Raw genomic sequence first — 18,932 nt, 5'->3', positions numbered from 1 at the left:
TTTACTGTTCGATGTCGATGCTGGAGAAGGGATTTTCGTCCCGATTCGCCGGAAATTCAAAACCGCTTATTTTTTTGTTATATACAACCGTCTTCTTAATATAAGAGATCGGCAGCAGCGCTGCCTGCTCATGTAACGTCGTCTGGATAGCGCCGTATAGTTCTTCGCGCTTTTTCTCGTCAACGGAAAGAAGGGCTTCCTGAACTTGCTGATCGAGCTCTTGCTTCATCGGCAGTTTCGACAGCGCATCCGATATGCCAAAGCCTTTCTCGGCAACGATGTGGATGAACGAATGCGGATCATATGGCGCGCCGTAGTTGCTAAAGAAGTATAAATCAAAGTCGTTGGCACGGAATCGTTTCACTTGTTCAGTGAGCTCAAGGCCGGTAATATTCAGCTTGACGCCGATCGCCGCCCACTCGGCTTGCAGCGTTTCCGCCATCGGTTTTTGAACTTGTTCCGCCTTTTCATAGATCAGCTCAAGCTCCAGCGGCTTGCCGTCCTTCTCCCGTACCGTTTTGCCGTCCGGAAGCTTCCATCCTGCCTCATCCAAATAGGCTTTTGCTTTTTCCACGTCGTATTCGGCAGGAATTACGTCGGTTTGGGCATACGGGAAGTTTTGGGACAATAGGCTATCCGCTTTCTCTTCCAAGCCCGAGGTAACGCCTTCTACCATCGCCTGTTTGTTAAAACCATGCTGCAGAGCCTGACGTACCTTCAAGTCCGCAAGCGCTTCGTTTGTCGTATTCAATACCAACTGTCTGGTTGCGATAGGCTCGGAGAGACTTGTTTCGTATTCTCCGGATGCTTCCAGCTGCTTATAGGCATCCATGCTGATGATGCCTTCGCCGTAGATTAAATCCAGCTCCCCTTTCTCAAAGGCGAGTACGCGCGTTTCTCCGTCCGGAATAATCTTGATCACGATTTTATCGACTTTCGGTTGCTCACCCCAGTAATTTGGGTTACGGGTAAACTCCGCATATTCGTCCGTTTTATAGTCCGTCAGCATCCATGGTCCTGTCCCTACCGGCTCCTTTACGCCTTTGGACGTGTCGCCGTCTTCCGGGAATCCGGCTTCGCCGAGAAAGCGCACTGGGCGGATGACCGTCAACTCCTGCAAAGTCGGGTAATACGGCTGTTTCAATGTTAGCTTAAAAGTATACTCGTCTACGGCTTCAGTCTTGTCGAGAACTCCGATAAAACCAAGCCAGCTATGATTTTCGACGTTTAACATAATGGCGTCAAAGTTCTTTTTGGCAACCGTCGCGTTAAAAGCCGTTCCGTCCGAAAACTTTATATTTTGGCGGAGGCTAAAGGTATATTCTTTACCATCCTCCGATATCGTCCATGATTCGGCCAATTGAGGCTCTACCTTGCCCCCGTCTTTATAGCTGACAAGCGGCTCATAGATCATCGATTGCGCGATCAATTGGGATGGATTGTAGACATGCGGGTTCATCGTCCCGATATCCCTTGGCCATGATACAGTAATCGTTTTCTCGGTCTGGCCTGCATCCGCTCCTGACTCTTCCGTATTTTTCGTGGAACAACCTACAAGTGCAGTGGTAAGAATAAGCAGCATAAGAAGCAGTATCTTCATTTTTGACTTAATCATTTAAAAATTTTTCCCCTCTCGACTCCATCCGATTGATAATGATTATCACTTTCTTTTAGCATACTACATGATCAGTCCTCACCTGTCAACAGAAAAAAGAGTAACAAAAAAAGAGCACCGTTTAAGGTACCCTCGATTATATCGAGCTTCATGGCTTCTGCATATAAACGTAAAAACGTTAAGTTTTTCCAATTTATCTTTTAAACCATAGTTTGGGTTTTTTTATAATCACGATAGCGCAACGATATGATCAGCCGTTCGAATGGCAAGCGCAACTGTAGTCAATGTTGGATTTCCGGACCCGATGAATGGTAAAACACTGTTGTCGGCCACATACAGTCCTGAAACACCGTGAACTTGACCGAACAGATCAGTGACTGAGGTCGAAGGATCATCACCCATACGGCACGTACCCGAAGCGTGATGCAAATCTCCGGTAGGTACAAGGCAAATTTCACCCATGGTGATATCGGCAACAGAAGAAATCCGCTTTACAGACTCTACCATCTTTTGAATTTCGGCTCGTTCTTCTTCACTAAATGAAAAGTATACTTCTATCTCAGGTATTCCGTAAGCATCTTTTCTGTTAGGGTTGAGACTGACCCTGTTTTCATACCGAGGATCAATCTTACCAAAACATTGGAGAAGAATGTCCAGCTCCTCCAAGAACGGTTTTTCTTCAGAAGATGGATACCAATCATAACCACTCGGCCCTATCAGACGGATCTGATAGGGCCTATCCGGCGTTCCGAAAATTAAAATTCCGAGATTTCCTGGAATATCCGGGAAATCGCTGCGGTTTACTTTTCCGGGAGCCAGCATAAAAACTTGATTTGTTAGATAATGGCCGACCGCTTCTCCCCGGATGCCCGAATGAAGCAGCAAACGCGGGGTTTCATACGTACTCGCCGACAATACGATCGTTTTTGCTTTAAGAATATAAGAAATCATATCCGGAGACATAACCTTAACGCCGACTGCTTTCCCCTGCTCGACCAGCACTTGAACGGCACGCGCATTTATAGCTAAATCGAAAGGTCTAAGAAATAAAGCTTTAGCAAGGAGAGAAAAAGAACTGAAAAAAACATCCGCATGAACTTCCCCGAACTTGGTCGGATGAATATCGGCGGCTATCGGCATATATATCGATTCGGGAAACCCCCTTTGCTGCAGACGATTCAGCAGTATCTCCGTTAATGTAGACCCTCTGACATATTCGTCGCTGACATTCATGACCCGCTCGGCAATATTATAATAGGTATCCATTTCATAGACCGAAATCGGCCAATCCGGAAGCAGAGGCAAATTCAAGCGAGAAGCAACTACATCCCAGAATACCGTTCTTCCCCCAAGGCAAATAACCTCTCTTGCCCCTATAAACTCCGGATAGGAGCCTTGCAATGGGTTTGATATGTATCGGTAATATTGTTCAAGACGTGTGCGATTCATCATTGGAATGTTGCGGCCATGCGTTGGCATTACAATGTTTCCTCTTTCAATAATGCCAATCCGCTTACCGTTGTTCCGCCACTGTTCGCACAGTCTCCAGAGCATTGTTCCTCCTCCGGCACCTGTACCTACAATCAGTACATCGTATTCGTTTTCCGCCATGGTTTCCAATGAAGTCAAAGGAATCCAATTTTCGATATAGTCTGTTGGTATGTGACAAGTGGGAGGAATAGCGACTTGCCTCACGTTCGATTCGGTGAGGAAAGGAAGATTTACCAGCCTACCAGCGATGTTCTGATCAGGGTATTCGATGGATGGATTAAGTTTTATGAGATCGTCAATTGATATACACTTTTGATCCGCGATGATTCGGAGTGTATCATTGTTGCGAGCAACCCATATTTTCATTGCCATGACTTCGCCCCTCTGCATCTAAATCCTATTTTAGTTTATGTAAGGGAGACTGAGAATTAGTCCGACAATACTTATCATGATAAACGGCGAGACGGTTCCCTGCCATCGTAACAATCCCCCGCGTACCGTAAAGCACCGCGGAGATTATGTGATTTATAAATTAGCGGCTTGATAAACGAATTTCTGATTGCCGCTTGTTGGTTTTTTTCCATCCTCGAATTCAGCGCAAATTTTGACATTGGAGAATCCAACGTTTTCAAGGATGTACTTGAATTCCGCGACACAGTACCACCGCAATGCAAATCGCTGCAATTCCGTTTGGACCAACGCCATTGTTGTCCGGTAAAAACAGGTCAAAATCTTTAAGGAGAGGTTTTTTGTTGAATATAACTTTGCTTTTTTTTGGTGTGGATTTATTCCATATCGTAAATTAACTAATTCCATCTAAATCAAGCTCCTTTCAGAATTTGAATTCCTTTGATTTTCTTAAACTATCCTGCCATTTAACGTAGCGAGGCTGCCGAACCATGTCGTCAGCCTCGCTACAAACGAGACCGCCGCATACAAAGCATATTTGTAAATATGCTTACATCCCCATGCCGAACGTACTAAAAATCGCTGCCCCCGCCGAAAGGTTTAAGAGCAAAAAAACAACATAATACGATCTTGGGGGAACAGGGATGGAATCAGTAAAGAAGAGAACATACAAAAATAAAAAAGCCTTTAACATCGCGATCGTCTTGTTGTCGGTCATCGTTATGCTGGCTGCAGCCGCATGGGTAGCCTTTCGGCTGCTCGTCGGCGCCCAGAATATCGGACAGCTGGAGACTCCTCTTCCGGCCGCGACCATCGTTTATGATAAGGAAGGCAAGGAAGCAAGCAGGATATCGCTTAACAAAATAGAGGAAATCAAGTATACGAGCATCCCGATCCATCTCATTCACGCTGTCATTGCGATAGAGGACAAACGGTTTCTGGAGCATGACGGCATGGACGTCCGGGCAATCGGGCGCGCTTTTTGGACCAATTTGTCCGCAGGCGGCACGATGCAGGGCGGGAGCACGATTACGCAGCAGCTTGCGAAAAACGTATTTTTGACGCATGAGCGAACGTGGTCGCGGAAATGGAACGAGGTGCTTTTGGCGAAAAAAATCGAGGAAAACTACAGCAAGGAACGCATCATGGAAATGTATCTTAACCAAATTTATTACGGAGAGGGAGCTTGGGGAGTTAAACGCGCGGCATACACCTACTTCGGCAAAGAGGCCGATCGGTTGACCGTCGCGGAGGCTGCGCTGCTGGCCGGTCTTATTAAAGCGCCTTCGGCTCTTACGCCGTATAAACATTTAGAGAAGGCAACGGAGCGCCGTAACCTTGTTCTGCAGCAAATGAAGGAGCAGGCTTTCATCGATGCCGAAGTTTACAATGCAGCGGTCAAGGAGCCTGTTTCGTTATTAAAAGCTAAGCCTAACCGCGTTGACGATATCCGGTTTCCGTATTACGTGGATCAGATGATTCGCGAAGCAATGTCGCAGTACGGCTTATCGGAAAACGAAGTGCTCCTTGGCGGGCTTCGTATCTACACGGAGCTGGATGCCGGCATGCAGCAAGCAGCCGAGCAAGTATATGCGGAGGAGTCGTTGTTCCCGCAAAGCACGGAAGATCAATTGATCCAGAGCGGCGCTGCGCTGGTTGACCCGAAGAGCGGCGGAATTAGAGCTCTCGTAGGCGGCAGAGGCGAGCAGCCGTTCCGCGGCTTTAACCGAGCTTCGCAGCTCAAGCGACAGCCCGGCTCTACGATCAAGCCGGTCGCCGTTTATGCGCCCGCAATGGAGATGGGATACCGTCCAATGGATACGCTCGTTGACGAGCCGATTAACATTGGAGGTTATGAACCGCAAAATGCCGGCGGAGGTTATCACGGGGAAGTCACGCTGTACGAAGCGCTCATTAACTCCTATAACATACCTGCCGTTAAGCTGTTGAACGAGATCGGCATCGACAAAGGCATGGATGCGGCAGAGCGCTTCGGCATTCCATTAACACCTGCGGACCGGTCGCTCGGTCTTGCGCTTGGCGGTCTTCACGAAGGCGTATCGCCTCTGCAAATGGCGGAAGCGTTCGGCGTGTTCGCTAACGAAGGCTTGAAAATGCAGGCTCATTCGATCAAGCGCATCGAGTCCGCAGACGGCATTCTGCTCGCCGAGGCCGCTAAGCCGGAAGGCGAACAGGTAACGGAACCCGGCATTGCCCGGACGATAACCGCCATGCTCGAGGGCGTCGTTCAAGAAGGGTCGGGAACCGCCGCTGCTTTGCAGGGACGGCCCGTTGCCGGCAAAACCGGAACGACCCAAATGTCGGGAGCAACCGAGACGGGCGCCAAGGATAACTGGTTCGTCGGTTACACGCCGCAGCTGGTAGGGGCCGTGTGGCTCGGCTACGACCATAGCGACAGCACGCATTACTTAACGACGACTTCAAAGGCTGCGGCAGCCGTATTCCGGGCGTTAATGGAGACAGCGCTAAAGGATGAGCCCGTGATAGAATTTCCTCCCGCTCCTTCCGATATGTGGGGGAAGAAGCAGAAGGAAGAGAAGCCCGATTCCGATTCAGGTAAACCATCCAAGAATAAAGAAAAGAATGACGATAATAAAAAATCAGATAAGCAGAACAAGCGGGATAAGAAAGAAGAGCGAGAGCGAGACCGAAAGCGTGACCGGGATCGAGAAGACGACGAAGATGACGATAACTAATCATTTCCCCGATTTACCTGCATAGGAACCAGCAAGGCAGCCGCTTCATGCCGGCTGCCTTGCTGGCGCTATGAGCTCGAAGCGCTCCATTCTATAGATGTCTTAGTTTCTCAGGATTTGCTACGGAATAAATGGTCCGGATTTGATTATTATGAAAAGCAAACGAATAGATATATTGAATTTCCGCGCTTATGAAAATCCGAATTCCCGGCAGTCCGTTCACGGTAAGGAAATCGCTAGTGTATTTTCCCTCGTACATTTTCAACAGGTTCTGATGCAGCTTGATCACTAGATCGATGCCGACAACCGGCACCTGCGCCGCCTTGACTTTGCCTCCGCCATCCGAATAAAACACCACGTTTTCGCTTACCAATTCCAGCAGCTTCGTTGTATTCCCTTGCAAAAGTGAGTAGACGAAATCCTTGACCTTCTCTTCGGCCACCGAAATGGAAGGGATTGAATCGGGATCAAAATGGATGCTCTTCCGGGCGCGATGGAAGATTTGACGACAATTCGCACTGCTCTTTCCAATCATTTCGGCGATTTCGTCATACGAATAATGGAAAATCTCCCTGAGAAGAAATACGGCCCTCTCTACCGCGTTCAGTTGTTGCAGAAGCAACAGATAGGCCGTTGAGATGGACTCGCGCTGCAAATAGGACCCGGAGGGATCTCCGTCCCGTGTCCCACTGTCAATCAAAGGCTCCGGGAGCCATGGTCCAACGTACAGCTCCCGTTTATGCGCGGATGAGCGCAGAAGGTCGAGACAACGATTCGTCACGATCTTATACAGAAAAGCCCTCTCATTATGAATAGTTGACGAGTCCGGCAATTGATCATAAGCAAGGAAAGCTTCCTGTACGGTGTCTTCCGCATCCATCACACTCCCAAGCATTCGGTAAGCTAACGAAAAAAGCTGCTTGCGATACGTTCTATACAATATCTCTGTGCGCATACTGGGGCTTTCCCTCCGTCTCCTCACGCGAAAGTAAATATTGTACCGCTCTCTTGGCGCTGGCCGTCGCGGCATCGACCAGAAGTTCGCCGTGCGATGCCCATTCCCCTGCCACGTACAACCCGGCTATTTCCGGGACAGCCGGTCCCGGCTGATGCTGACGGCCCATATGCAAGAAATCATGGCAAACCGTGATACGCGGAAGATACTGCTTTGCAACCAATTCATCCCGCCAACCCGGTTGTACCAAGTCTAAGGTTTGCTCTAAATCACGTAAATCCGTATCCGGATTTGTATCCTCTCCTTGATACTTGATAACGGATATGACTTGGGCTCCATCATCGCTCAGGTAGGCCGCGCGGGATTGGTTGCTGAGAAAGACCGTTTGATCGATTCCGTAAACGAATTGTTGTTTCGGTCTCGGGAGGCGTCGCAATGCGACATCCAAACAAGCGGCAGTAATCTCGATGGCCTGCTCTCTCCAAGCATGAAGCGCGGTTGATTCCGCGTTCGGCACCAGACGATGGGCGACGGCAGGAGGAGCAGTGATGACGATATGTTTCGCTTCCACTCGCGTATCATCTTCGCATCTGACATGCTGTACGGCCCCATCTCGGTGCTCGATCGCAACGACTTTGCTGCTCGTCAACATCTTTACCCCATGTTCGGCTGCCATTTCTCTAAGTTCATCGATTACGGCCCCCCACCCTCGATCCAAGTACAACACGCCTTGAAGAGAATGCTGGAGTTGCTGCAAAACCGGACCCGCGGCCTGCATGTCTGGAGCTGCCACATAGCTTGCCGTACGGAGCAGAGCGTAGAATAAATTCCGTACCATCGGATCATGCAAATGGCCTTCAATCCAATCGCGCAGACTAATCTGATCGTAGCGATGAGTATCCAGTTTGCCTAATTTCACGAGCCAAGAGGCAAGCTCCATCTTGCCTTTCCAGGTCAAGAGGGGGGTTGCGAGCAGAGATTTAATGCCCATAGGCATCGTAAGCAGCTTCCCCTTCCATATCCCGTACCCGTCAATCGAGGGTTGATTACCTTGAAGACGCAGACCCAATTCGCGGAAAGTCGCAAGAGCATCCCCATGATACAGGGCATGCCCGCCTAAGTTAAAGTAAGCCCCCTTTTTCTTATTGGAAACGGCCCGGCCTCCCAAGCGATCCTGTTTTTCAATCACAATCGTTCGTTTTCCCGCTTTTGCCGCATAGATGGCCGCCGTTAGCCCCGCTACTCCTCCACCCACAACTGCTACTTCATATTTCATCATCGGAATCATCCCTTTCCATTTTGTACCCGTATGACGGGAAAGGGCTGCGTAATGTGACAGAAACAAAAAAAATAATGGAGAACTAAAAAACGATGGATAAGAAAAAAACATCGGGAGAGCCGATGTTTTTGTCCCGATGCTACTGTTGCTTGGCCCCGTTCTTCACATGCGCAGTCGAATCGCGGTACAACAGCTCGCTCGAGAGCAATATTTTCTCGATCGGCGCCTGCTTCTTCACGATCCGCTCCATAAGCCGCTCTACCGCTCGCCTGCCCAGCGCCTCCTTCGGCACATGAATTGTCGTCAGCGCAGGTTCCATCCGATAGGAGTCCTCGATATTGTCGAAGCCCGTAACCGAGATGTCGTCAGGGACAGCTATGCCGAGCTCCTGCAGCGCTCTAACCGCACCGATCGCGATCATATCGTTGGCGCACAGGAGCGCAGTCGGCAGCCTCCTCAGCTTTTTGCGCTTCATTGCCCATTGCTTGATCTGCTCCTCGAATGCCTCATGCTCATAACCTTCGACTCGCAGCAAATAATCCTCGCGCTGCTGCTCCGCGCCCTCCATCTCCTCGATCGCATTGCGGAAACCAAGGAACCGATCCTGGAAACTGCGGGAATACCGAATATCGCCTACGAAGCAAAGCTGCTTATGACCGATGCCGATCAAGTTTTTGGTCAGACGGTACATGCTCTCGAAATTGTTGGCGAATACGGTGTCGCTTGGAATAAGCATATCCTCGTGATCAACCAGCACCATCGGCAACCCGATCCTATGCACCTCAAGCAAGAGCGGCGTCGATATTTCGCCTACGCCGATGAGTCCGAGAATGCCATTCGGGTTCAGGAAATGAACAAAGTGCTCGACGCTCTGCTCGGAGACGATCACCATCCCGAACCCATCCTCTTCCAGACAAGTCGAGATGCCGTCCAGAATCCGTCCCCAATAGAGCGACTCCTTCGTCTGGAAACGGATATTCGGCATGAGCACGAGCACCGATTGCTTGCCCGAAGCCGGAACCTTAGGCAGCTGCTCCAAGTTCATCGACTTCACGTATGCGTTCTTCTGAGCAAAATAACCGAGCTGGGAAGCGGCCCCGATCACCCGTTCCTTCGTAGCGTCGCTCACGCCGCCCTTGCCCGAAAGCGCTTTGGATACGACAAACTTTGATACGCCCAAGTAGTCGGCGATTTGCTGCATAGTTACCTTCTTTGACATCGGTTACGCTCCACCTAACTTTTTGATATGTTGCGCGCTTCCTTCCAGCGCTTGTTGTATTGATCGAATGCGTCCTTGAGGTTTGGCGCAGCTATCCACTCCTGGATATAATCGCCGGACCAGAAAGTCATTTGAGCGGCGCCGGCGATTTCGAGCAGCGTATCGTTCGGGACGCTCTTCTCCAGAAATTCGGTGCCGAACGATACGAACTCCTTGAACTGCGGCAGCGTCGGTTCCTTCGAATTGTCGACGGGCAAGAAGCCGGAGTCGTCCATATAACCCGAATCATGGACGAAGTAATCGATCCATGCCTCAGCCAGCTCCTTATGCTCGCTGAACTTGCTGACCCCGACGAACCAATCCGGACTTAGAGGCGCATATCGCTTATCGCTATTATCGTAAGGGAATGGGAAAAATCCGATGTCATCCGCAACCGCGCCCGCCGCGACCACTTGATTAATCACCCAATTGCCCATCAAGTACATGCCGGCATGGCCTTCCGCAAGCTCACGCTTGGAAGCCTCCCATTGATTCGACAGCAGCTGCTCTTCCACATAACCTTTATCAATGAGCGTCTTCACAATCGTAATCGCTTGTCCCCAGGCATTATCGATCGTCCAAGGCTCGTCGGTCAGCACCATCTCGTTCAAATATTCCGGGTTGCCCGTCATATAACTGACCAGATCTTCGCCCCAAGTCATCAGCGGCCACTGCGCGCCATAGTTGAGATAGACGGGCACAACGCCGGCAAGCTTCAGCTTCTCGCATGCATCATAGAACTGTTCCAGAGTCGTAGGCACATTCACAATGCCCGCACGCTTGAACGCTTCCTTGTTATAGACAATGCCTGTCGTCGATGCGCCTGTTGCAATGCCGTACCGCTGTCCGCTATACGCCTTGAAGTCGGCGAACCGCACATTCTCGAACAGCTCGGCGCTTAACGGTTCGAAGTAATCCGGCAGCGCCTCGTTCTTAATGCTGTTCGGCACAAGCAGCACGTCGCCTATCGTACGCGTCGACAGGCGAACCATAATGTCGCCGGCATAATTCGTTATGCCTTCGAATTTCACGGTGACTCCCGGGTGCAATTGGGCAAACTCATCGGCATATTGCCGATAAACGCCGTTCTCGATCAGATCGATACGGTTGGTGAGCACCTGAAGAGTAACAGGCTCGGTCTCCGTCTTCGAATTGTCGGTCGGGACGGTATTGTCCGGGTTGTCCGGCAAGCTCCGCCCGCAACCCGCGAGGAGTCCGCCCAACAGAAAGACGATAACGAACAGAAGAGCGTGTTTATTCATTCCGTTTCTCTCCCAGGTTCAAATGGAAGCTGCAATACGACTTCCGTGCCATGCTTAGGCCGGCTGTATACTTTCAGACCATAGCTGATGCCGTAATGGAGCTTGATTCGTTCATTCACGTTCTTGAGGCCGATTCCTCCGGATTTACGCGAAGGAACGGCTTCTTCTCCGCCGGAGAGCGACCGGTTCAGCCGCTCAAGCGTATCGGCATCCATGCCGACGCCGTCATCCTTGATGCGCACCAGCATGCCCTGCATTGCAGCTTCGACATGGAGGCCAATCGTCATGAACGGCTTGGAGTCGTCCATGCCGTGGTAGATCGCATTTTCCACGATGGGCTGAAGCACGAGCTTGATGATCGGGTATTGCTCCAATTGCTCCGCCATCTTAATTTCCAGAACGAATCGGTTCGGATAGCGGTAATTGAGAAGCTCCACATAATTGCGTACATGGCCGAATTCCCGCGACAGCGTGACCTCTTCATGCAGATCGCTAATGCTGTAGCGAAGCAGCTTTCCAAGTATAGAGATCATATCGGCCGCAACCGGATCGTCGTTTAATTCCGCCGCCATCCGTATCGATTCCAGCGAGTTGTACATGAAGTGAGGATTTATCTGACTTTGCAGCGCTTGCAGTTCCGCCTCCTTCTTCTTTGTCTCCATCTCGTAGATGTCGCTAATGAGCTGGCCGATGCGCACGATCATTCGATTGAATTGATTGCCGAGCTGGCCGACTTCATCCCGCGACTTGACCGGGAACTGGACGTTGAAGTCCCCTTCCTGGACCGTCTTCATCAGCCGCATCATCTTGCGCAGAGGGTTCGTAAGCGCGAAGGAAAAGAAGGTCGATAGGAGCAGCGCCACCAATATGGTGACGAACGTCGCGATCCACGTCACGTTGCGGATGACGACGGCATCCTTCGTAAGCTCGCTGACCGGTATCGAGGTCATCACTTTCCAATTCGTGTTTGGCGATGTCGTATAAATATAGAGCCGCTTCTCGCCATCCTGCTCATCATAGAAGCTTCCTTTCGTTCCAGCCGCTTGTTTGACCACAGGATCATCCTGAATATTCGTCGATATTCGCTGCCGGTCGCTATCGTAGATGACGTTGCCCTTCTCGTCGATAATAAGCGATTTGCCGCTTGTCACCTTGTCCAACTCGGCAATCTGATCCTCGATTACGCTAATATTGGCGTCTACCGCGATAACGCCAAGCGTCTTAAGCGACTTGTCGATCACCTTGCGTACAACGGAAAAAGCAAATTTCTCGCTTTGCAAATTGCTCGTATACTTCTGCGTGCTGAACAGCATCGCTTCTCCGCCCGATGACTCGATCGCCTCGCGCCAATCGTCGTAGCTCTCCTTAACGTTAAGCCGAATGCCGCCCGCAGCCGCTTGGAAATACCCGTTGCCGAACTGGTCGAAAATATAGACCGAATTAGCGCCCCGCTTGATCGTATTAATAAATGAAATATTTCCTTCGATACCCCGCTGAATCGACAGCAGCATATTGAAATCTTCAGGAATCGATTTGCCGCTTTCTCCGGCCGCCTGTCTGCGCTGTTCGTAATAGTTGTTGGACTTGATCAGATTTTGCTTGATATCGTCCTGATAAGCCGGTATCGAAGTAATGCGTATCATATCCTCGATATAGTCATCGACACGCACCATCATGTTTTCGAGCATTTTCGTCGAATACACAATCGTTTTCTGTTCGATCGATAACGAATAATTCGTATAAGAGATATAGCCAATGAAGGCCAGAGGCAGCGTAACAACAAGCAGGAAGACGGCAATCAGCTTGCGCTCCATTCTCATATCGCCAAAAATCGACCCGATGCGCCAGAAGCGCTTTCTCAGCCTCATCGCCTGATTCCCCCGTTGCTTTACTTAGATGGCAGGCATTACATTACCGCCGTTCACGGGGATGTAGGCGCCTGTTATGAAGCTTGCCATATCCGATGCCAAGAAGGCAACCGCGTTCGCGATTTCCTGATCCGTTCCTCTGCGCTTAAGCGGCACGGTCTTCTCGTAGCTCTCGCTATGCTCCGTATTGTTCGCACGGTCGCGGTCGCTGATCGTCCAGCCCGGCGCAATCTGATTCACCGTAATCCCATGCTCGCCGACTTCCTTCGCCAGCACGCGATAGATGCCGTCCATGCCGCGCTTGCCAGCCGTGTATGCCGATTGTCCGGCGAAGTTCTGCATGGCGCATTCGGTGTTGATGCCGATCATGCGGCCATACTTGCGCTCGATCATCGCCGGCACGAACGCCTTCGCCAAGTACACGCTTTGCATGACGCAGGATTCGAATTGGCTTACGTAATCGGCCGCAGCCTGATTAAGAATGGTTGTCCACTCATATTGAATGACGGCGTTCGCGACGACAATGTCGATATGCCAGCCTTGCGCGGCAATCGTATCCTTCATCTCGTTCAATTGTTTCTCGCTCGTCACATCGGCCTTCACAATGAGCGCTTCTACCCCGATTTCCGACATTTCCCTCCGAAGCTCTTTTGCCTTTATCTCGTTACTGTTATAATGAATGACAATGTTAGCTCCGCATTTGGCAAGCGTTCTGGCCATTACACGACCCAGATCGCCGGTCGCTCCTGTTACTAAAGCGGTTTTGTTCGCTAGGTCCAGCTTCATATCGGATGGACACCGTCCCTTATATTAATATTTTTGTTATATGTTTTATTATTAGTTATGCTACCAAAAAGTCAATGTTTTTATGTGGATAAAAGTTATCGGCTCCTTGCTTACAAAAAAAATGTTGGAGGGTTTCCATTGAAAATCGAACTATCCGAGGAGCATCTGCCTATATTCGAGGCAATCTCCAGTAATGTTCGGATTCAAATCGTTCATTTGCTTTCCAAGAAATCAATGAACATTCGCGAGCTGGCCGAAGCGCTCGGCCTTAGCAGCGCCATTATGACGATGCATGTCAAGAAGCTCGAGAAAGCGAACATTATTAAGTCGGAAATGACGCCTGGCAAGGGCGGCGCCGCACAGAAAGTATGCTCGCTCGCAATGAACGGCCTGGAGATCGACTTCCCGCGCAAGAACGTCATTCCTCGCGAATCAAGAAGAAGCGAAGTATCGATCGGCCACTATACCGACATCATCATCGTTCCTACATGCGGAATCTGTACGCCGGAGAAAGTAATCGGCTTATTCGACGACCCGCGTTACTTCCTCGATCCGGAGCGGGTCAACGCAAAAATACTATGGTTCACGCAAGGCTATATCGAATACAAACTGCCGAACTTTCTACTTCACAGCGAGCAACCGGAAGAGCTTGAGATCTCGATGGAAATTTCGTCCGAGGCGCCATTTACGAACCGGAATTGGCCGTCCGATATTACTTTTTTCTTCAACGGCGTCAATGTAGGCATGTGGACAAGCCCATCGGACTTCGGCGGCAAAGGCAAGCTCAATCCGTCCTGGTGGTTCGAGGAAGTTAACCAGTACGGATTGCTTAAGCGACTCTTCATCCGGCAAGAGGGCACTTACATGGACGGGGTCAAAATATCCAACGTGACCATCAACGATATCGACATCCGCAACAGAAACTGGACGTTCCAGATTGCCGTCCTCGAGGATGCCGACCATATCGGCGGCGTTACGCTGTTCGGCGACGGCTTCGGCAATTACAGCCAAGACATCGTATTCAAGCTCTTCTATACGAAGATCGCGCAAGAAGATCAAGCGCTGCAGCCGGCGGCGGATACCGAATAAGCGGAAATCAAAAGTCGATACACGGGTATGCTGATTATGCTGGTTTGATGGTCGCTTGTTAGCTTATCGCTATTCTATATTGGATTTCTGCAGGATAGAGCGCCTCCAGGAGGCCCCAGAAACTGCTATAATGGATTTTGGCATCAACTTTTCTCTTAATCGGCTGGAATGATGCTTTCCGAGGCAAAGTTAGTGCAGAAATCCAACATAGGCTCTGAAAGCCCCCTAAATCGGCAACAGTTAATGCAATCATCCAACATAGACGCCCTCGTGCCGAAACCAACCCCCTATTGTCTAACAGATGAAACGAAACGGCGGGGCATAAGTCATAAACAACAATGGCGGTCAGGAGCTCGTTAACGAGCTCCTGACCGCCATTTTTTTGCGTTTATGCTTGTTCCTTGTCCCTTGCTTCCGGCGGCAGCAGGACGATTCGCCCGTCGCCCAGTTCCAGGCGCAGCTTATTTGAGTTTTTCACGCCGATCGATTCCAGATAACCCGCCGGTACTTGCAAACGTCCGGCTTTGTCGAGAATCGCATACTCGACATGCGTCTCCTCCGCCTCGGCTTCCTCAAGCTCCGCCAGCTCCTCCGCATAGGAACGTCTCCGCAGCATCTCGGATGAGATTTTGCCATCTCGAATCGCCGCTACGCGGTCCACCTTCTTCGCCAGCTCCGGGTCATGCGTGACAATGACGATCGTAATGCCGATCGTCCGATTCAGCTCACGGAACAGATCGAGGATCTGATTCGACATCTTGGAATCGACCGATCCGGTCGGCTCGTCGGCCAGCAGCAGCTTCGGATGGTTGGCAAGCGCGATCGCAATGGCGACGCGCTGCTGCTCCCCCCCGGAGAGCTGATACAGCTTGTTCGAGGCGCGATGGCTTAGGCCGACCGCGTCGAGCAGCTCCTTCGCCCGCCAGCGCTTGCGAGCCCCCGTCAGCAAGATCGGCAGCTCCACGTTTTCCTGCGCGGTCAAGTACGGAATCAAGTTCCGGGCGTTGTTCTGCCAGACGAATCCAACGCTCTCCCGTTTGTACTTGACGAAATCCCGCTCCTTGAACTTCAGCATATCTTTGCCGTCGACCATCAGCTTGCCGGCGGTCGGGCGGTCAAGACCGCCCAGCATATTAAGCAGCGTCGATTTGCCGCTTCCGCTGTTGCCGATAATTGCCATCAGCTCGCCGCTCTCGACGTGAAGATCAAGCCCTTGCAGCGCGAATACTTCCAGATCGGCCGCTTTGTATATTTTAACAAGCCCCTCGCAATGAATCACTCGTTAGTCCTCCCCTAGCTTGATCGCTTGATGAATGCGCAGACGGGACAGCATGAAGGCAAGGATGCCGAGACCGACCAGGAGCATAATGGCGACCAGCGTATAAATACGCGCTAAGTCCGCAGCTTCGAACATCACTTTGAACGGCGGGACTAGACTGCTCGGATTGAACGCGATTTGGAAATTCGGCACATACAGCCGGCTCGTTAAGTTGCCGATGCCGATACCGATAAGCACGGCTACGCCCGAAGTGAACAGCTGCTCCACGGCAAGCATCGTAATCAACTGCCGAAGCGATAATCCAATGGCCCGTAATATACCGTTCTGAAGCGTACGGCCGCGCAAGGACAATACCCAATACAGAAGGAAGCCGATAAAGCTGACTAGAATGGAGAGTACGAAGCCAAGCGTCAATACGCCGTTAAGCGCCATTAAGAACGGATCGTTTTTCGCCCTGGCAAGCTCCTCGCGCGTGTTGACAATCTTCGTAATCGACATTTTCTGCTCGCTGATTCCCTCGTAGAAATCGGCAGTAGGCGTATCCGAATCCAGCTTAATCCAAACGTCATACGGCTCAAGCGCCAGCTGTACCTGAATTCTCGGCAAATGGCCGACGATCAGCATAGGCGCATTGGAGATGGTCTCCTCGTCACTGGCATCCACGCTTCCGATCGGCGGGTTCGGGTTGAACGTCGGGAAGTAATCGATAATGCCGTACACCTTGAACGGCTGCTGCGGCACGTCCTCCCAGCCTACCCAAATCGTGTCGCCGGCCTTCACGTTTTTCTGCTTCGCCAGCGTGCTTGAGATCAGGACAGCCGTTGGATCAACGGCAATGAGATTCAAATAATCGTTGATCGGATAGTCGAGCAAGCTGTCTCTGAACCAAGTCGTATTGCCGAAATCGAACGTATCGATGCCCATCAATCTGGCTGCGCCCGACTGATCGTTGACGGAGAACGACACATCGTTTTTCGTGAACACTTTAGCCGCATGCTCCACGCCGGGAAGCTTCGTGAACGGATCGAACGACGGTTCCAAATAATGAACGACCGGATCCGTTACCGCAGCGTCAGCCCCGCTCGACGGAGCGCCGGGAGGCGGTGGCGGCGGCGCATCGTTAACCCACTGCTGGGTTAGCACGATCTCCGCACCGTTGCCGTATTGAATGCGATCCTCCGTATTGTTGTTGATCGTTCTTGCCGCCGAGGCGCTGAACACGCCTGTCGCAATCGTCATAATAAGGAAAATCATAAGGAACTGGTATTGGCTGCTTGAGCGGCCGACCTGTATGAGCGTCGCATAAACGGAAGGCGGCCACCATTTCTTGCCGATCCAATAAACGAGACGAAGCACCCAAGGATACAAGCGCAGCAGCAGCAAGCCGCCGCCCATGATGAATAAGGCAGGAATAACGAATTGCAGCGGATCGATCGTCAGATCGTTCGCGTTCAACCCGAGGCTTTGGAGATCGGCAAGCCTTTTCTTGAACGTATTGAGTCCATAGAGCGCCAATGCGATCGCGATGACATCGAGAAAAACTTTGTGCCATAGCGGCGACTTCGTCAGCCTTGCCATCTGCTGCTTATGACCGACGATCGTTACTCTCGTCGCAAGAATAATCGGAATGAGCATAATGATGAAGCATGCCCCTGCCGCAATAGCTCCGTATTGGTAGGCCTCCTCCGTTACCCGGACAGGGAGCCTTACGCGCTGCACGAATTCTAGGAAGCCGCTCGAAGCGCCCAGCACCTCCGTAAGCATCATGCCGAGCAGCGGACCAAGACCGAAGGCAATGCCGCTTAGCAGCAAGCCTTCAACCGCATAGGAGGTAACGACTTGCCATCTTGCAGCGCCGCGGCTGCGCAGAACGGCGATCTCGTTCTTCTGGCGGTCGGCGATCAGGTTGGATACCATGAACATATAGAAGCCAAGCATGATGAGTACCGGAACGTTAAGCGACCACATAAGCGTGCGCAGCTGCGCGGCTCTGTCCATATAGGCCGCGATCGCTTCGAGAGCCCGCGATTCGGATACCATCTGATACATCGTGACGTTCTTCAGCATCGTATCGCGAATGCTGTTGCTGGTCGCGATGAAGTCGTCCACATACTGCAGCTCCATTTTCGAATAATCGACCACGATGAACCAGCCCGCTCCCGCTATAGGGATGATGCTGTCCTTCAGCATCTGCTGGTAAGCGAACTGATCGTTCATCACGAAGCTATTGGTGAGGTCGCTTAAGTCGGTATCCCTGAAGTAAGAATCATCGTCCTGGAGCTTCTCGAAGGTGCCTGCGACCTTCAGCTTGATCGGTACGGCTACTTTGTCGTCTTCGACCGTGAAGACCGCGCCAACGATCGTCTTGTATTGAATTAGCGCTCTCTCCGTCAGAAGCACCTCATATACGCCGTCTACCGGCTGAGCGGCGGGCATGCTTCCGTCCGTCAGCTTAATATGTTTCTCCAGGTCGGTGAACGAGCGAAGCGCTACGCTTTTCACATTGCGCTTCGTATCTGGCTCCGGATCGTCCTGAGGCCTTATCTTGAGCGACTTGGACTGCAGATCGGTTACGATCTCCTGAACCGGAAGCTGGAAACCCGGAGCTCCCTCCTCTTTGATAAACGTACTGACCCGGTTATAGATGCGATTCATCTGATCCGGTGTTTCTTTCGTAAAGAACAGCTTGGAATAATGCGTTCCGGGATAAGTGCCCGTCTGCGTCTGCATCGTCTCCAGGTCCTTGACCAGCATGCGGGATAGGATCGCCTCCGAATAGATCGGCATGCTGCTGACCAGAGCGACCGACATGAGCAAGCCGATGAATAAGCTTGAGACGAGCCACTTGTTTTGCACCATCTTGCGTATTATCATGACAAACAAAGCCACTCGAAAACCTCCCACAAAACAAGCGTAAACGGCTAA

The 18,932-nt window shown here is 51.1% G+C and carries 13 protein-coding genes; 2 read left to right on the top strand and 11 right to left on the bottom strand.

The annotated features are described in order from the left end of the window. Nucleotide 1: 1 nt before the first annotated feature. The 3 genes from nikA to J2T14_RS12560 all read right to left on the bottom strand — a co-directional run bounded on the left by nikA (nucleotide 2) and on the right by J2T14_RS12560 (nucleotide 3,922). Entirely contained in the window at nucleotides 2–1,615 is a 1,614-nt protein-coding gene (gene nikA, locus J2T14_RS12570) for a nickel ABC transporter substrate-binding protein (protein WP_307471235.1), read from the bottom strand. A 228-nt stretch (nucleotides 1,616–1,843) separates the two neighbouring features. After that, nucleotides 1,844–3,478 (bottom strand): GMC oxidoreductase, encoded by a 1,635-nt coding sequence (locus J2T14_RS12565; protein WP_307471233.1) that lies wholly within the window; start codon nucleotides 3,476–3,478, stop codon nucleotides 1,844–1,846. A gap of 153 nt (nucleotides 3,479–3,631) precedes the next feature. Continuing rightward, entirely contained in the window at nucleotides 3,632–3,922 is a 291-nt protein-coding gene (locus J2T14_RS12560; RefSeq protein WP_307471231.1) for a hypothetical protein, read from the bottom strand. A gap of 236 nt (nucleotides 3,923–4,158) precedes the next feature. Between J2T14_RS12560 and J2T14_RS12555 the strand changes: the two genes are divergently transcribed. Then, nucleotides 4,159–6,231: a transglycosylase domain-containing protein gene (locus J2T14_RS12555; RefSeq protein WP_307471229.1), complete on the top strand. Its 2,073-nt coding sequence runs from the start codon at nucleotides 4,159–4,161 to the stop codon at nucleotides 6,229–6,231. 91 nt (nucleotides 6,232–6,322) lie between these two features. Here J2T14_RS12555 and sigJ read toward each other — a convergent pair whose 3' ends face one another. From sigJ to J2T14_RS12525, 6 genes are all read right to left on the bottom strand, one after another. Further along, nucleotides 6,323–7,186: an RNA polymerase sigma factor SigJ gene (gene sigJ, locus J2T14_RS12550; protein WP_307471227.1), complete on the bottom strand. Its 864-nt coding sequence runs from the start codon at nucleotides 7,184–7,186 to the stop codon at nucleotides 6,323–6,325. After that, entirely contained in the window at nucleotides 7,164–8,465 is a 1,302-nt protein-coding gene (locus J2T14_RS12545) for a phytoene desaturase family protein (RefSeq protein ID WP_307471225.1), read from the bottom strand. The genes sigJ and J2T14_RS12545 overlap by 23 nt, the downstream gene beginning before the upstream one ends. Before the next feature lie 139 nt (nucleotides 8,466–8,604). Further along, a complete protein-coding gene (locus J2T14_RS12540) occupies nucleotides 8,605–9,684 on the bottom strand; it encodes a LacI family DNA-binding transcriptional regulator (RefSeq protein ID WP_307202624.1) in 1,080 nt (359 codons plus the stop codon). A 14-nt stretch (nucleotides 9,685–9,698) separates the two neighbouring features. After that, entirely contained in the window at nucleotides 9,699–10,985 is a 1,287-nt protein-coding gene (locus J2T14_RS12535; RefSeq protein WP_307471223.1) for an ABC transporter substrate-binding protein, read from the bottom strand. Then, nucleotides 10,982–12,853 carry a cache domain-containing sensor histidine kinase gene (locus tag J2T14_RS12530; protein WP_307471221.1) on the bottom strand — a complete coding sequence of 624 codons (1,872 nt, stop codon included), beginning with the start codon at nucleotides 12,851–12,853 and terminating at the stop codon, nucleotides 10,982–10,984. Before J2T14_RS12530 ends, J2T14_RS12535 begins: the two co-directional genes overlap by 4 nt. Before the next feature lie 24 nt (nucleotides 12,854–12,877). Beyond that, on the bottom strand, nucleotides 12,878–13,639 hold the full coding sequence (locus J2T14_RS12525; RefSeq protein ID WP_307471219.1) for an SDR family NAD(P)-dependent oxidoreductase: 762 nt from the start codon (nucleotides 13,637–13,639) through the stop codon (nucleotides 12,878–12,880). A 138-nt stretch (nucleotides 13,640–13,777) separates the two neighbouring features. On the opposite strand from J2T14_RS12525, the gene J2T14_RS12520 reads away from it, so the two are divergent. Continuing rightward, the gene (locus J2T14_RS12520; protein ID WP_307202633.1) at nucleotides 13,778–14,728 is read left to right on the top strand and encodes an ArsR/SmtB family transcription factor; all 951 of its coding nucleotides are present in this window, start codon (nucleotides 13,778–13,780) and stop codon (nucleotides 14,726–14,728) included. 388 nt (nucleotides 14,729–15,116) lie between these two features. Here J2T14_RS12520 and J2T14_RS12515 read toward each other — a convergent pair whose 3' ends face one another. Both J2T14_RS12515 and J2T14_RS12510 read right to left on the bottom strand, forming a co-directional pair. Next, on the bottom strand, nucleotides 15,117–16,007 hold the full coding sequence (locus J2T14_RS12515) for an ABC transporter ATP-binding protein (protein ID WP_307471217.1): 891 nt from the start codon (nucleotides 16,005–16,007) through the stop codon (nucleotides 15,117–15,119). 3 nt (nucleotides 16,008–16,010) lie between these two features. After that, nucleotides 16,011–18,896, bottom strand: a complete 2,886-nt coding sequence (locus J2T14_RS12510) for an ABC transporter permease (RefSeq protein WP_307471215.1) — start codon at nucleotides 18,894–18,896, stop codon at nucleotides 16,011–16,013. Between the last annotated feature and the right edge of the window lie 36 nt (nucleotides 18,897–18,932).

The organism is Paenibacillus harenae (assembly GCF_030812415.1).
Taxonomy (GTDB): Bacteria; Bacillota; Bacilli; order Paenibacillales; family Paenibacillaceae; genus Pristimantibacillus; species Pristimantibacillus harenae_A.
Note: the sequence above shows the minus strand (reverse complement) of the source record. Positions and strands in the feature narration are given on the sequence as shown.